Below are 15,341 nucleotides of genomic sequence, written 5' to 3' on the forward strand. Positions count from 1 at the left end.
TTGCTCGTTTGTCTGTTTTTATAAAGCAGGCAGGTTTAGACTTTCTGCCAGTGCGTTCAGGTCGTTTACCACTGCATCTATTAATGGAATTCCTTTTTCTTTGCGTTCAATTTCAGATAGGTATTCGGGCTCACCGGGAATGACTACCTTCTTATCTGGGTCGGTGGTTGCAGAAGATTTAAACCTGCTGATCCAGTTGTCCATGTGATCTTTGAAATCCTGGGCCGGACGGAAGCCGTCTACCCGCATGGCACCAAAGAAGTGGCCTATGCCTTGTCCGACCGGGTCGGAAGCAGGCTCTAAGAACGCTACAAAAGGGGGTACCCAGGGACCGTAATTCGCGCCTGAAAGTACTGCTGACAATATATCTACCGTAGCGCCTAGTCCGAAGCCTTTATGACTGCCATGATCTTTATCACTGCCAAGTGGCAATAATGCCCCGCCTTGTTTAAGCTGATGAGGGTCGGTAGAGGTACCACCGTCGGCACGCTGTACCCAGCCTTCAGGGATAGCCGCGCCTGACCTTTGCGCGATCTCCAATTTACCGTTGGCCGCGGCCGCGGTGGCCATATCTACCACCATAGGCGGGTATTTTCCGGCTGGAAAAGCATAGCACATCGGGTTGGTGCCCAGCAGGCGTTCACTTGAGTAAGTAGGGGCAACCAGCGGACTGGCATTGGTCATGCTAATACCGATCATGTCTTCGGCCACTGCAAGCAGTGCGTGATATCCGGCAATCCCGAAATGATTCGAGTTTTTTACAGATACCCAACCGCTTCCATATTGCCTCGCCTTTTCTATTGCGACCTTCATCGCGAAAGGAGCCACGACAAGTCCAAGTCCCGCATCGCCGTCTACCGTTGCCGTGGTCGGCGTTTCATGTACAACCTGTATGTTTGGCTGCGCATTGATCCGCCCTTTTTCCCAAAGGCGCACATAGCCGCTGAGACGGGCAACGCCATGGGAATCTACACCTCGGAGGTCCGATTGAAGCAGGACGTCGGCAGCAAGACGGGCATCTTCTTCCGGGCATCCCATTTTTGTAAACACCGACACGGTAAACTCCCGGAGCCGGTCTGCACTAAATGTATGGAACATCATGAAGCAAAAAGAATGGTAAATTTTGGTTCCATCGGATCAAATGCAGCGATGAGCGCCGGAATAAAATCTTTACCGTGAGCTATGTACATCGGGGCAATGTTAAGCACGCGTTCCTGTAATACCCCGCCCGGGAATAACCTGAGTTTCAAACCCTCGATCTGCGACAGGGCAGTAGCATGACGTCGCTTTTCGGCTTTAAGCATCTTTTTTTCAAGCATATGAATGAGCTTAAGCGCCTTATGTTTGGCCATGTCTGTCGTCTCGGATAGCGTTTTATCAATCTTGTAAGCGTTTAATTTAATCTGGTCGAATAACGCTCCAAGTGCACGTTGCTCGTCCGACAGTAGTATCCTATGCTCGGCATGCGCATGCACCCAGGTCGATTTTAGCTGATCTGAGTCGGTAAAAAGTTCCTTTTCTTTAATTCCGAGCATATGCATCTTCTCTGCACTTCGCTTATCGATGATCAAGGCAGAATTCCTCAGCATAAGGACAGGGAAATCAATTTTATAGCGATCAAAATTACCCTTAAGCTGCAGCCAGTAGGTGAGTTCGGCCCCGCCACCTATGTAACACAAGTTGGGCAGGATAACTTCCTGATAAAGAGGACGCATCACGACATTGGGGCTGAAGCGTTCCGGATTGGCGTCAATCTCCCGTTCAAGTTCTTCAACACTAAAGCTGATTTCCGTATTGAGAATCTGATACTTGTCCTCTTCTTTTACAATGCGCTCGCGCAAACCGTCAAGCATATAAAAAAAGTTGATCTCCCTTGGGTTTACCTGGGTTTTGTATCCCAAGGCCTCTAAAGCCTCGTTGCTGCTAGTGATCTTCTTATAGCTGTCTCCGGTTTCTATATCCCGGCGGATAATGTCTGCAAACTGTTGCTTCAGCTCCGGAACGTCTGCATCAACACATACAAGTCCGTATTCGCCGAAGAGCGAATCGACCAGAATCCTTGTGGCATCGCTTAGCTTTCCAGGTTTGCCCTGATAGGCTTTTTCAACGATGCCTGCCAGCTCCAGACCGTTCTCGCTGATGCCAAGGTAACCCTTGTACGCCGCTAGTACTTCAGCAATGTCTTTTATGCCCATGCGACCCGTAGCCCCGGCAGCGTTGTCTTTGTTCCAGCTAAGCTTTTTTTCCTCGATGCGGACGTGATTAATCTCTGCGAAATCGTGATCTTCTGTAGCCATCCAATATACGGGTACGAAGTTATACTCGGGGAACTCTTGCTTTAATTGTTTGGCCAGATTAATTGCGGTAACGATCTTATAGATGAAGTAAAGTGGTCCGGTGAAGATGTTGAGCTGGTGACCGGTTGTTATGGTAAACGTCCGTTCATCTGCAAGCAAGGTAATATTATCTTTTACCAAAGCAGTAGTCTGCACCTCGATATACTGATTTTGCAGTACTGTAACCAGGCGCTGCCGGTCGCCCGAAAAACGCCTGTTCCTGATCGCATGGCTAAAGCCGTCGGTATCCGGTTTAAAACTATAAAAGTCGCTAAGCTTCGCTTCGCCGCTGATGTAATCCAGTACAATTTGAGAAAACGCACCGGTATCCTGATATGAGATGTATTTAGCCTGCATCTTTGCGAATTTAAATGATTAAATATCGAATCCGCATTATCACACTTTTATTTTACAATCTGTCCATACAGGTCAAAATCCTCCGCGCGGTCTATTTTAACCTGTACAAAATCACCCACACGTGCATAACCCGACGCGGCACTGATCAATACCTCATTATCAACCTCCGGCGAGTCGTACTCCGTACGTCCAATAAAGAAATCGCCTTCCTTACGGTCTACCAGCACCTTATAGGTGTGGCCAACTTTCTCCTGGTTTATTTCGTAAGAAATTCCCTGCTGAAGCTCCATAATAGCGTCTACACGTTCCTGCTTCAGCTCCTCCGGCACGTCATCAATAAGATTATGTGCATGTGTTTTTTCTTCATGGGAATAGGTAAAGCAGCCCAGGCGGTCGAACCGGGTATCTTCCACCCAATCCATCATCTCCTGAAAATCCTGCTCCGTTTCGCCCGGATAGCCGCAAATCAGGGTAGTCCGCATCGCGATGCCGGGCACCTTGTCCCTGATCTGGTTAACGATATCTATGGTCTTTTGCTTGGTGATGCCCCGGCGCATCGACTTCAGCATATTATCGGTGATATGCTGTAAAGGCATATCAAGGTACTTACAAATATTGTCCCGCTCGTTCATGGCATCCAGAATCTCCATAGGAAAGCCGGAAGGATAGGCGTACTGAAGCCTGATCCATTCAATGCCGTTTACGTCCGACAGCCGGCGCAGCAGTTCATCCAGGTTACGTTTTCCATACAAGTCAAGGCCGTAGTAAGTCAGATCCTGAGCAATCAGGATCAATTCCCTCGTTCCGTTGGCCGCAAGAACTTTCGCCTCATTTACGAGTTCGTTCATGTCGCGCGACACGTGTTTGCCCCGCATCAGCGGGATCGCGCAGAAAGAGCAAGGCCGGTTACAGCCCTCTGCAATTTTGAAATAAGCAAAGTGAGCAGGCGTTGTGAGCAGGCGTTCGCCCACAAGTTCATGCTTATAGTTTGCACCAAGTGTATTCAGCAATTCGTTCAGATCGTTTGTGCCGAAATACGCATCTACGTTCGTGATTTCCGCCTGAAGTTCAGGTTTATAACGTTCAGACAAACATCCCGTTACAATCACCTTTCCAACCTTCCCGGCATCTTTAAGTTCACTGTACTGCAGTATAGTGTCTATAGATTCCTGCTTGGCATTGTCAATAAACCCACAGGTATTGATCACCACAATATCGTCTTTCCCCACCCTGTCTGCTTCATGCACCACTTCCAGACTATTGCCCCGCAACTGCCCCATCAACACCTCCGAGTCGTAAGTATTCTTGGAGCAACCAAGGGTAATTACATTGATCTTCGGCTTTTTTAGTCCCGCAGGTCTGGATATTATTTTTGTATTCATCTTTTCTATTTAAACAGACTGTCCACAAAGTTCTTTTTGTCGAACAGCTGTAAGTCATTCACGCCTTCACCCACACCGATATATTTCACGGGTATCTTAAACTGGTCAGATATCCCGATCACCACGCCCCCTTTTGCTGTGCCGTCAAGCTTAGTGATAGCCAGAGCGTTCACATCAGTGGCTTCGGTAAATTGCTTGCATTGTTCAAAAGCGTTTTGCCCGGTCGACCCGTCCAGCACCAGCAATATTTCGTGCGGTGCGCCTGGGACAACCTTGTTCATCACATTTTTGATTTTGCCGAGTTCGTTCATCAAACCGACTTTATTATGCAGCCGGCCAGCGGTGTCAATAATCACCACATCCTCTCCATTTGCAACGGCAGACTGCAAGGTGTCGAAAGCCACCGAAGCCGGGTCTGAGCCCATAGGCTGAGCCACAACACGGGTTCCCACACGTTCTCCCCAGAGTTTGATCTGATCTACTGCTGCTGCTCGGAACGTATCCGCTGCGCCCAGCACAACCTTCAGGTTTTCCGCTTTCAGTTTGTGCGCCAGTTTGCCAATGGTTGTTGTTTTACCTACGCCGTTTACACCCACCACCATAATCACATAGGGTTTTTTGCCACTCCCGTATTCGAAGTTCCGGAAATCGTTGCTGTTGTTCTCGGCCAGCAGTAATTGGATCTCATCACGAAGCAGGTTGTTCAACTCGGTGGTCGACAAATATTTGTCGCGAGCTACCCGGGCCTGTATCCGCTCAATAATCTTCAGGGTTGTCGTTACGCCCACATCCGAGGTCACAAGTACTTCTTCCAGATTATCAAGTACATCATCATCCACTGTAGACTTACCGGCTACAGCTTTGGTGATCTTACTGAAGAAACCCTCCTTGGTTTTTTCCAGCCCCTTGTCAAGCGCCTCCTGAGCTTCAGGTGCAGTTTCTTTTTTCTTGAAAAAATCGAATAACCCCATGATGAATGTATAGCAAATAAAAAAAGCCCTCCCAGAATGAGGGACGGCTTTAATATCGTGAAATATTAAACTTACTTCTTAGATGCAGTAATCGCATCCTGAACGTGATCGTTGTGAACAATGATTTCTTTGAAAGAATAAGCACCGGTTTTAGGCGACTTAGTCATTGTAATAACTTTTGAATATTCTTTTCCTTTACCCGTTTTCAGGGTCGCAACTACTTTCTTAGCCATGATCTAAATAGATTACTTGATTTCTTTGTGTACAGTTACTTTTCTTAATACAGGATTGAATTTTTTCAGCTCCAATCTTTCAGTCGTATTCTTCCGGTTTTTAGTAGTAATGTACCTTGACATACCAGGCATGCCACTGGTTTTATGTTCTGTACATTCTAGAATAACTTGTACTCTGTTACCTTTTTTTGCCATTTCTTTATAATTATGGTCGATTCACATCAACCCATGTTTTCTACAAATATCCCTTTTTCATGAAGCGGTTAATCGCTTCGCTAACACCAATTTTATTGATGGTTTTGATAGCTGACGTAGACACTTTAAGTGTTATCCAACGATCTTCTTCAGGAATATAAAATTTCTGAAGCTGTAAGTTAGGATAAAACTTACGTTTGGTTTTAACGTTTGAGTGAGAAACATTGAAACCTGTCATTGCCGCTTTTCCGGTTAAATCACAAACTCTAGACATGCCTTTTAATATATGTTAATTGTTCTTCGTCTTAATTTTTTAAGAGTTTGCAAATATCTATAATTTTTTTGTAACCATCAAGGTAAATGGAAATATTTTCTTTGAGGGTTCTTTGCCTTGGGCTTTTTCCGGCCTGCTTCGCACTTTCTTCGGCAAATGGGTACCTTTTCCCGAAGAAAGCGCGGTCCTAGTGCCTGTAAGCCCCGAAGATGCCGAGGCTTAATTCTTAATCGGTTTTAAATATCACAGTTTTAAGAAGTCGTAAATTACACCACGGATAAAATACTGGAAACTATATATTTGTAAGGATAAGGGCAGATGATGCAACATTACAAGTCATATAACGATCAGGAGTTGGTGCAACTTATGCAAACGGGCGACGAACGGGTGTTGATGGAGATCTATAATCGTTACTGGGATAAGATGCTCGCTGTCGCATTTAATCGTTTGGGTAGTCTGGAGGAGGCCGAAGAGTGTGTTCAGGACGTCCTTTATAAGTTATGGAAGCTGCGTAAGGATTTTTCGCTGGTTAAAATTGAGCTTGGCAATTACCTGGCGCGGAGTATACGCAACCAGGCTTTTAATATCATAGATCGCCGCTATCGCGAACGAACAAAGTCGGAAAGCTATGTGCCAGAAAACGATATCAATATACTTTCACCGGAACGTGAAATGATTGTCCGTGAACTGCAGCAGCAAATTGATGATTCAATCAAGGCGTTGCCTCCGCAATGTCAGCTGGTGTTCAGGCTTAGCCGGCAGCAAGGGTTTTCAAACCGGGAGATCGCGGAACAACTGGATATATCTGAGAACACCGTGAAGTCGCACCTCAAGAAAGCAGACCGCGATATACAGGGCAATATTGAGTTTCTTATTGCCGCAGCAATTATTTGTGCCTATTTTCAGAAATAATTTTAACCTGACTCACCCCTCCATCATTTTTTTCTGTCTACATAGGTAGAAAAGCAACAGAATGTCCGGCAATACCGATAATATAGAACAATTAGTCAGCAAATTTGAGCGCGGCACGATCAGTGAATCGGAACTGCAGGTTCTGACCAATTGGTATAACAGTCACGATGACGAAAGTGTCATTATCCCCCTGAAAAAGCAGGAAAGCAGAGAACAGATAAAGTCGCGCGTTTTAACCGGTTTGTTATATAAAATAGATCCTGATCGTGTAAGGCCAAGATATCAGACGTTGCGCTGGCTGGCCGGAGTTGCGGCTGCAATTATTGTTGCTTTAGGGTTTTGGGTGGTAGCTGAGAAGGAAATATTTGAGCATGTGCAAACCAAACATGCCAAGATGGCCATTAAGCCGGGCGGCAACAGAGCCTCGCTAACACTTGCCGACGGAAAGACCATTGAATTGAGCACCAGACAGTCGGGCATTGTCGCCGGACAACAAATCACCTACACAGACGGTGAGCCCATAACGAGCTTTGACGGAACAGCAAATGACGGAGAGGTGCAGTATTTCACGTTGCACACGCCCCGGGGCGGAACATATAAAATTACCTTGCCTGATGGTACAGAGGTGTGGCTGAACGCCGCATCTAAACTCAAATATCCGTCGCGGTTTGCAACCGGGGGACGGCTTGTCGAGTTGGAAGGCGAAGCCTACTTCCATGTCAGGCCGGCTTATGAAGGCGGGAAGAAAATTCCTTTCCATGTAGCGGCGGGCAAGCATCAGGTAGAGGTACTGGGAACGCAGTTTAACATCAATGCATACCCGGAAGAAAGAACAGTTAAAACAACATTGATAGAAGGCAAAGTTTCGGTGAGCGATCAACAGCAGCGGTTTGTGCTCAGGCCGGATGAACAGGCGGTTACAGGGCCAGACGGAACCACCATAAAGCAGGTTAATGCCGGTAGTTACGCTGCGTGGCGTGATGGCAAATTTGTTTTCGACGGAAAGACATTCGAAGAAAGCTTCGCTGAAATAGAGCGATGGTATGATCTTGAAGTTGTCTACACCGATCAGGTTCCTGAAGCTGAGCTTGTGGGCGATGCTTACCGGAACCAGAACATCGGACTTGTACTCAGGGTGTTAAAGTCGGCCGAAATCGACTACCAGCTTGATGTAAAACGCAGACAGGTCCTTATTAAAGGCATGAAGAAAAAGTAAAGAAAGAATTGTAAACCTTAAACCCCTTAACCTATGACATAGAACCTTACCAAGCCAACTTTACTGCGCCAGACAAAAAAAAGGAAAGGACTGCCATCCTTCCCTTTAAGGCCTGATTGGTCGCAGTCGACTAAAACGTACAAGCAACAAAGCACCAACCAAACCAACGTTAAAATTAATGATTAAAATTTACTTATCACGAGTGATGAAGACCATCTTGTGTTTACTGCTCACTGGTTTTATGACTGTGAGTGCCACCACATACTCGCAGCAAATTACACTAAAGGGTGAAAATATACCTTTCGCCAGGGTAATTGAAGCCATCCGTAAGCAAAGTGGATATACTGTTTTTGGAGCAAAGCGATTATTTGATGCCGCAAAACCGGTTACCATCGATGCTAAAAACATGCCTGTGGCGCAGTTTTTAAAGAGAATTACAGAAAACCAGCCTGTCGAATTTACCATAGAGGACAGAACGATCTCGCTTACCGGCAAGGCTGAAGTGGCTCAGGTGCCAACCGCTATACAGCAGCATACCATTAGGGGTATTGTCCGGCACGCCGAGACTAAAGAACTCATGCCCGGGGTCACTATCGGTCTGAAAGGTACCGAAATTCGTACCCAGACAGACGGGAAGGGGCAATACCGGTTGGTCATTCCAGTATCGGACAAAAAGCAGACACTTGTTTTTAGTTACGTAGGGATGAAAAGACTGGAACTGGCCTATCAGAAGCAGGAACAGCTTGATGTAGACCTGCAGCCCGACGAGAATGCCATGGGAGAGGTGGTCATAACCGGTATCTATCAGCGGAATCGAGAGGTGCATACCGGCTCTTCCGTTACCTATAAGGCGAGAGACTTGCAAATTGTAGGTAACCAGAATATTCTCCAAAGCCTTAAGACCCTGGATCCGTCGTTTGCGATCGTAGAGAACAATACGTTTGGTTCCGACCCGAACCGGATGCCAGATATTGAAATCCGCGGCAAGAGCAGCGTAATTGGTCTGACCGATGAGTTCGCTTCTAATCCAAATCAGCCCCTTTTTATCCTCGACGGCTTTGAAAGCACGCTGGCCATCATTGCCGATTTAAGTATGGATCGTGTCGAAAGTATTACACTGCTCAAAGATGCCTCGGCCACCGCAATTTATGGTTCGAAGGCTGCTAACGGTGTTGTGGTCGTTGAAACGCGGCGGCCAACTCCAGGCCAATTGCGGGTAAATTATACCCTGAACGGTTCGGTTAGTTATGCTGATTTAACCGATTACAACCTCATGAACGCAGAAGAAAAGTTGCAGTTTGAGCTACTGTCGGGGTTCTACGGTTTACTCAATCAGGACGGAAACATTATCCTTGGAGCCAATCCGGCTAGCGAAGCCAACTATTACAACCGTTTAAAAGAGGTGCGTCGCGGCGTAAATACCTATTGGGCCAATGAACCGCTCAGAACGGCTTTAACACAGCGGCACACACTATTTGCTGAGGGTGGGGATGCAAGCTTGCGTTACAGCGCATCCTTTAACTACGGCCTCACGAAAGGTGTCATGGAAGGGTCAGACAGGCGAGCAACCAACGGTAATATCCGTTTGCTGTACAGAAAAGGTAACTTTTCGGTAAACAACTCACTGAGTATTGACAATGTGCTGGCGAATAAGGAATCTACCCCTTTTTCCGCTTTCTCGCGCGCCAATCCTTATTATCGCAAATATGACGAATCTGGTCGTGTAAACAAGGTGCTTGAAAATTTCCTTGCTTATGGAAACAGCAGTTTGGCACCCATCTATAGCCCTTTGTATGATCAAAGTAACCTGAATATCAACCAGGATGAATCTAATGGTTTCACCAATAACCTGGAGGCAGAATGGCGAATTGCCGAACCGCTTCGGGTACGTGGACGTTTTGGTCTCAGAAGTCTTTCTACGCACGGCGAGATTTTCCGTTCGCCTTTTAACGTGGGTTTTGAAAATACCGACGTTTTACAGCGGGGTACTTATGATGAGACGAACGGCAAAGACATTAATTATGATGGTGATCTGAGTCTGACCTTTGGAAAGCTCTTTTCCGGAAAGCATATGGTAAACGCCGTTGCCGGTAGTCGCATGCAGCAATATATCAGGAAAGAAAGCGCTTTTGGCGTAAGCGGATTTATTGATGACGAGTTCTCAAATCCAAATTTTGCTTTGGGCTATGTGGCAGGTCAGCGCGCTGGTTATCAGGAATCAAAACGCCGTGAGGCGAGCTTCTTCACCAATTTTGGTTATGCGTACGATCAGCGTTATCTCATCGACGCTACGATGCGTTCAGATGGTTCATCTGTTTATGGCTCGGAAAGACAATTTTCCACCATATGGTCGCTGGGATTAGGCTGGAACATCCATAATGAGCAACTGGTCAAAAACAGTTTCAACTGGATCAATCAGCTCCGCTTGCGCGGATCGGTCGGTAATCCTGGAAACCAGAACTTCGACGACTATATCTCTATGCGCATCTATCGGTACAATAATGAAAACCGGAACCCCTTTGGCGCAAGTACCATCATCAGTAATATGGGTAATAGAAACCTGCAGTGGCAGACCACGCTGGACCGAAATATTGGTATGGACATAGCTATGGGGGATAATCGCTTTCGTTTAACGGCCGATTACTTCATAAAAGATACTGACCCTTTACTCGTGTTCGTTAGCCTCCCTTCTTCAACAGGCGTATCCAGGGTTGCGCAAAACATTGGCGGCCAGGTTACGCGCGGCTTTACGGTAACGTCAGACTATACCCTGTTAAGACGCGAACAGTTCAATTGGCGCGTAAACCTGAATATGCGGCAGCTGAAGGCGGAGTACCGCAAAATGGGAAATCAGTTGAGCAACTTCAATGAAACGAACAGAAGCCGAAACCTGGTTCGTTACTACGACGGGGGAAGCCCTTCAGATCTATGGGCGGTGCGTTCTGTGGGTATCGACCCGGCTACCGGACGAGAGGTGTTTCTGAATAAGAACGGAGCACAAACCTTTGTACACAACTTCCAGGATGAGGTTGTTGTAGGTAACAGCGAGCCCGACCTCGATGGGATTGTGGGCACAAATCTTTTCTATAAAGGGTTTACAGCTTCCATCAACCTGAGGTACCGGATAGGTGGGCAGGCCTTCATGCAAACGTTGTACGAAAAAGTGGAGAACATTTCGACCACTGGGGTTGCTCTGAACCAGGATAGAAGGGCTTTGTACGACCGCTGGAAAAAGCCGGGAGATAACGCGCGCTTCAAAGCGATATCCCGTACAGAAAGTACACCGATCTCCTCACGCTTTGTTGCTGATAACGATATGCTGATCGGTGAAGCTTTTTCCCTGGGCTATGAGAACTCCACTGCAGCCTGGCTAAAGTCAATCCGCGCTTCCTCGGTAACATTCAGGGCGTATATGAACGATATTTTTCACATATCGACTATAAAGAACGAGCGGGGTATAGACTATCCCTTTGCACGCTCGGTGTCTTTTTCCGCAGCAGTTCGATTTTAACACAAAACCGTGTATTACATGAAATCAATATATAAAATAAAAATAGGCCTCTTTTTGTTCGTGTTGCTGTCTGTATCCTGCAGCAAGTGGGTTGACGTGAAACCTACCGACAGACTAGGCGAAGATCAGCTCTTCTTAAATAAGGAGGGCTATCTAAAAGCACTTAACGGCGTATATGTGGAAATGACAAATACCGCTTTGTATGGGCAGCATTTGACTGCAGGAACAATCGATGTACTGGCACAGTACTACTATCTGAACAGTTCCGTGCATCCCTATCAGAAATACACAATCTTCACATATACCGACGCGGATGTAAAGGTAACTTTTGATAATGCCTGGCGTAAGGCCTACGAATTGATTGCAAATTGTAATGTAATTCTCGAGAAATGTGGTGCCGCGCCCAGCGAGGTATTGCCGCAGCCCTATTTTGGTATTATTAAAGGTGAAGCGCTCGCTCTTCGCGCTATGCTGCACCTGGACATGCTCCGGTTGTTCGGACCGATTTATTCTGAAACCGACAAGTTGAAGCCGGCGATCCCATATGTAAATAAAACGGGCTATGAGGTATCCCCACTGCTGGGCTCAGAGCAGTTTATGCTGCATGTGACGGAAGATCTGAAAGCGGCTTTGGATCTACTGGGGAGCACCGATCCCATCCGGACCGAGGGTGTAAGAAATGGTAGCAATGCCGCGGGGCCGAATGATTTATACTTTCGTCAGTATCGGCTAAATTATTATGCGGCCAAGGCGCTTCTCGCCCGGGCTTATTTATGGCAGGCCAATAAAACGGAGGCATTGACGCAGGCGCAGGAATTGCTGGCGGAAGTTCAGACGCCAACTAAAACTGTGTTTCCATTCGTCACTTTTGCAGCCGCAACGAGTGTAGAAAAACCCGACCGCATGTTTTCCACCGAGGTTATGTTTTCGCTATATGACATCGGGCGGATTCAAATGTACAACAGATTGTTTGATGTAAGCCTGCAGGTCAACAGCAAACTTTCTTTCAGCGCCGGGGACGTAAATGAGCAGCGGGTGAATTCTATTTATGATGACGCTAACGACTACCGCCGGAGAATCTGGCAAAGTGCATCTACTGGTACAATAACGGCTACCACGAACATGAAATATGCGGATGTGCCTGACGCACCCGGCCGCTATATGATCCCGCTCGTCCGTCTGTCGGAAGTGTTGCTGATCGCCGCGGAATGCCACCCAGATCTGGCAACCGGAATAGCTTACCTGAACCAATTACGTTCAGCCAGAAACTGTGTTAACCTGGCACCTGCTGATGCCAGCGCATTGAAACTGGAAATTGGTAAAGAATATAGACGGGAAATGATCGGGGAAGGGCAACAGTTCTTTTTCTATAAGCGAAACGCCTATCAGACAGTACCTAATCACGCTACCGTTTCCATCAATCCTGCAAAGACGATGGTATTGACCAATTATGTGGTTCCGCTACCAGACAGTGAAACATCTCAAAGATATTAATCCAAGAATAACAGCATGAGAAGAATATTAATTTATATGGTACTTCTCCAGCTCGCAATGGTTTTTGCAAGCTGTGAAAAGGAAATTTTGCCCTACAAGGGTAAGGAGGGCGTGTATTTTGCCGTACAACATGGTGCTCAACATTTACCTAATTCCTGGCCTTTCCAGCCTTACAGTGATGTAGATTTCGTCAGGATAGGCAAGAACACGGTCGATTTCACTATTAAGGTCATGATCACTGGACCTGTGAAGGATTATGAGCGGACATTCAAGATGGAAGTGAATCCCGACTCCACTACCGCTATCGCCGGAAAGCATTATGAAGCAGTAAAGTCAGACTGGACTATTCCGGCCGGCTCAGTGTCTGCAAATGTAACGGTTCGGCTGAACCGAACTCCAGATCTGGAAGAAAAGCCGGTGACCCTGGGTTTGAAACTTATCGAAACAGAAGATTTTGCACTCTCTTTCCCGGAGTGGGATGCAATTCCAGGTCTTGATGCAGGAACGGTAGTAAAAGAATTTGATGCCGGCCTCCATACCTTAAGGATCAACGATGTGATGATCCAGCCAGCGGTATGGTCTGGTTCAATACAGCCAGGAAATCGAGAGTCGGGCTTGTTCGGCGTGTTTACCAGAAAGAAAATGGAGTTTTTATCGGAAAACCTGGGCTTAACCTACGAGGATTTTTCGAGCACAACAACGATGCCGATGGCTCGTATGTTTCTCGTAGCTAACGATGCTACGGCAATTCTGATAAAGCGCTTTAACGAAAAAAACCCTGTGCTCGAAGACGATGGCCGCTTGATGTGGATGGGCTCCGTGCCCTGGACATCCATCATAGGCGTTCCCTGGGTACCTGGTCCTTAGTCATCAAATAACGAAAAAGAAATGAAAATACACCACTATATCTTAGCTCTGTTCTCAATCCTGCTGGTCGGCTCATGCAGTAAGGACTTGGGCAGTTACGCGTACGAAAATATCAACGAATTAACTATTAAAGGGGTCAGCAACGAATACTTCGTGCGTACCGGAATAGACACGCTTCGCATCCAGCCCACCATAGCGGCAAGCATGGATGAGTCGGATACGTCGCGCTACAGCTACCTCTGGATTTTAAAAACCGGATCGCTTACTTTTGACACAATCGGTCATCACAAGAACCTGGCTTATCCGGTACGTCTAAACGCAGTTCCGTATGATCTGTTTTATCGGGTACTCGACAGCAAAACCGGGGTTACCTGGATAGCCAATAGCAAGATCATTGTTAGTACTCCATACTCCCGGGGTTTCCTCATTATGGGTGAAGATGAAGAAGGGTTTGCAGAAGCTGAAATGCTTTCTATGCTTACGGACACAGTCCATATCAAACAAATTTTGTCTAAGTCAGGTTTGCCTCGCCTTCGGGAACCGGTTAGTATGGTGCATACGGGTGGCAGCGAGTTGTATGTGAGGCTTTGGGCTATGACGAAAACGGGTTCATACTATTTTAACCGGGCCACTATGGAATCTACCGCTAGTAATAACCTAAGTAGGTTAGCCTATGTGTCGGAAGCTCTTGATGCGGAAACGCTTCATCCAGTTGTTGTTGCTCCCCAGATCCGCACCGCCGCGGGTGCTATCGGCAGCAGCCTGTACCGGGCCATGATAACTAAGGGAGGGGATGTGTTTGCGAGTGTGCCCTTGTTGATGGGTGGGGACTTTTACAACAACCCTATAAACCGCATTGCAACGGCGCAAGAGGTCAGAATACCAGCGGCTCCATACATCATGTATCCGATAAACAGTATGAATTCGATCATGTGGTACGATACGCAGAACGATCGCTTCATGAATTTTGCAAGTATTGGTGTAGGTACGGCTTCTACAGTACTAAGTGATGCTTCAGGTAGTATTTTCCCATGGAACCAGCCGGCAGGCAGGACACTTGTTTATGCAGAAAATACACGCAATACTGATGGTGGTTCAACGAATGGTAATTCGTTCACAATTATGAAAGATGCGGATAATACATGTCATATTTATAAGTTTTATGCAAATGGCACTAATCCTGCAAAACGCGGCTTTTATACCGTCAAGTCTACCGCGACCGACTTTCACAAGGCCGATTTTTACGCTTTCTCGTCTAATCGCAGCGTTGTGTTTTATGCGGTGGGCAACCGCCTTTATGCCTACGATTATAATCCCGGGTTTGAGAAAAATTATACCATATCGAATGTCGGTGCAGATCAGATCACTATGCTCAAGTTTGATACTCAGATCGACCATCTGACCAACAGCCTTTACGTGGCAACCTATAATAGTGCGACTAAAGGCACCTTGCGCCGCTTCAGGGTAGGTACCGATCCAAATACTGTGGAGCTGACGATTCAGGACAACAGCACATGGACCGGCCTCGTGAAGGTTAAAGATATCAACTGGCGTGCAGCCAACTAAACGAATACACTTAAACAGATTAAAAAG

At 46.7% G+C, this 15,341-nt stretch carries 13 protein-coding genes; 6 read left to right on the forward strand and 7 right to left on the reverse strand.

Annotation, left to right across the window (positions count from 1 at the left end; all coding sequences use genetic code 11):
• Positions 1-18: 18 nt before the first annotated feature.
• From QEP07_RS13865 to rpmB, 7 genes are all read right to left on the reverse strand, one after another.
• The gene (locus QEP07_RS13865) at positions 19-1,101 is read right to left on the reverse strand and encodes an Ldh family oxidoreductase (RefSeq protein ID WP_285010781.1); all 1,083 of its coding nucleotides are present in this window, start codon (positions 1,099-1,101) and stop codon (positions 19-21) included.
• Positions 1,098-2,693, reverse strand: coding sequence for a bacillithiol biosynthesis cysteine-adding enzyme BshC (gene bshC / locus QEP07_RS13870; protein WP_285010782.1), 1,596 nt, complete (start codon positions 2,691-2,693; stop codon positions 1,098-1,100). The genes QEP07_RS13865 and bshC overlap by 4 nt, the downstream gene beginning before the upstream one ends.
• 47 nt (positions 2,694-2,740) lie before the next feature.
• Positions 2,741-4,075: a 30S ribosomal protein S12 methylthiotransferase RimO gene (gene rimO / locus QEP07_RS13875; RefSeq protein WP_285010783.1), complete on the reverse strand. Its 1,335-nt coding sequence runs from the start codon at positions 4,073-4,075 to the stop codon at positions 2,741-2,743.
• A 5-nt stretch (positions 4,076-4,080) separates the two neighbouring features.
• Entirely contained in the window at positions 4,081-5,046 is a 966-nt protein-coding gene (ftsY, locus tag QEP07_RS13880; RefSeq protein ID WP_256007122.1) for a signal recognition particle-docking protein FtsY, read from the reverse strand.
• A 71-nt stretch (positions 5,047-5,117) separates the two neighbouring features.
• Positions 5,118-5,279 (reverse strand): DUF4295 domain-containing protein, encoded by a 162-nt coding sequence (locus QEP07_RS13885; protein WP_256007123.1) that lies wholly within the window; start codon positions 5,277-5,279, stop codon positions 5,118-5,120.
• Between the two features lie 12 nt (positions 5,280-5,291).
• Complete coding sequence (gene rpmG / locus QEP07_RS13890; protein WP_256007125.1) at positions 5,292-5,474, reverse strand: 50S ribosomal protein L33; 183 nt, start codon at positions 5,472-5,474, stop codon at positions 5,292-5,294.
• Between the two features lie 40 nt (positions 5,475-5,514).
• The gene (gene rpmB, locus QEP07_RS13895) at positions 5,515-5,748 is read right to left on the reverse strand and encodes a 50S ribosomal protein L28 (RefSeq protein ID WP_256007126.1); all 234 of its coding nucleotides are present in this window, start codon (positions 5,746-5,748) and stop codon (positions 5,515-5,517) included.
• A 318-nt stretch (positions 5,749-6,066) separates the two neighbouring features.
• Here rpmB and QEP07_RS13900 point away from each other — a divergent pair, with 318 nt between their 5' ends.
• The 6 genes from QEP07_RS13900 to QEP07_RS13925 all read left to right on the forward strand — a co-directional run bounded on the left by QEP07_RS13900 (position 6,067) and on the right by QEP07_RS13925 (position 15,314).
• Complete coding sequence (locus QEP07_RS13900) at positions 6,067-6,660, forward strand: RNA polymerase sigma factor (protein ID WP_285010784.1); 594 nt, start codon at positions 6,067-6,069, stop codon at positions 6,658-6,660.
• A 61-nt stretch (positions 6,661-6,721) separates the two neighbouring features.
• A complete protein-coding gene (locus tag QEP07_RS13905; RefSeq protein ID WP_285010785.1) occupies positions 6,722-7,876 on the forward strand; it encodes a FecR family protein in 1,155 nt (384 codons plus the stop codon).
• 205 nt (positions 7,877-8,081) lie between these two features.
• On the forward strand, positions 8,082-11,387 hold the full coding sequence (locus tag QEP07_RS13910; protein ID WP_285010786.1) for a SusC/RagA family TonB-linked outer membrane protein: 3,306 nt from the start codon (positions 8,082-8,084) through the stop codon (positions 11,385-11,387).
• A gap of 18 nt (positions 11,388-11,405) precedes the next feature.
• Positions 11,406-12,881: a RagB/SusD family nutrient uptake outer membrane protein gene (locus QEP07_RS13915; RefSeq protein ID WP_285010787.1), complete on the forward strand. Its 1,476-nt coding sequence runs from the start codon at positions 11,406-11,408 to the stop codon at positions 12,879-12,881.
• A gap of 15 nt (positions 12,882-12,896) precedes the next feature.
• Positions 12,897-13,748 (forward strand): DUF4843 domain-containing protein, encoded by an 852-nt coding sequence (locus tag QEP07_RS13920; protein ID WP_285010788.1) that lies wholly within the window; start codon positions 12,897-12,899, stop codon positions 13,746-13,748.
• Positions 13,749-13,769: 21 nt separating this feature from the next.
• Positions 13,770-15,314: a PKD-like family lipoprotein gene (locus QEP07_RS13925; RefSeq protein WP_285010789.1), complete on the forward strand. Its 1,545-nt coding sequence runs from the start codon at positions 13,770-13,772 to the stop codon at positions 15,312-15,314.
• Positions 15,315-15,341: the final 27 nt, after the last annotated feature.

Source organism: Pedobacter faecalis, from assembly GCF_030182585.1.
In the GTDB taxonomy this organism is placed as follows: domain Bacteria; phylum Bacteroidota; class Bacteroidia; order Sphingobacteriales; family Sphingobacteriaceae; genus Pedobacter; species Pedobacter faecalis.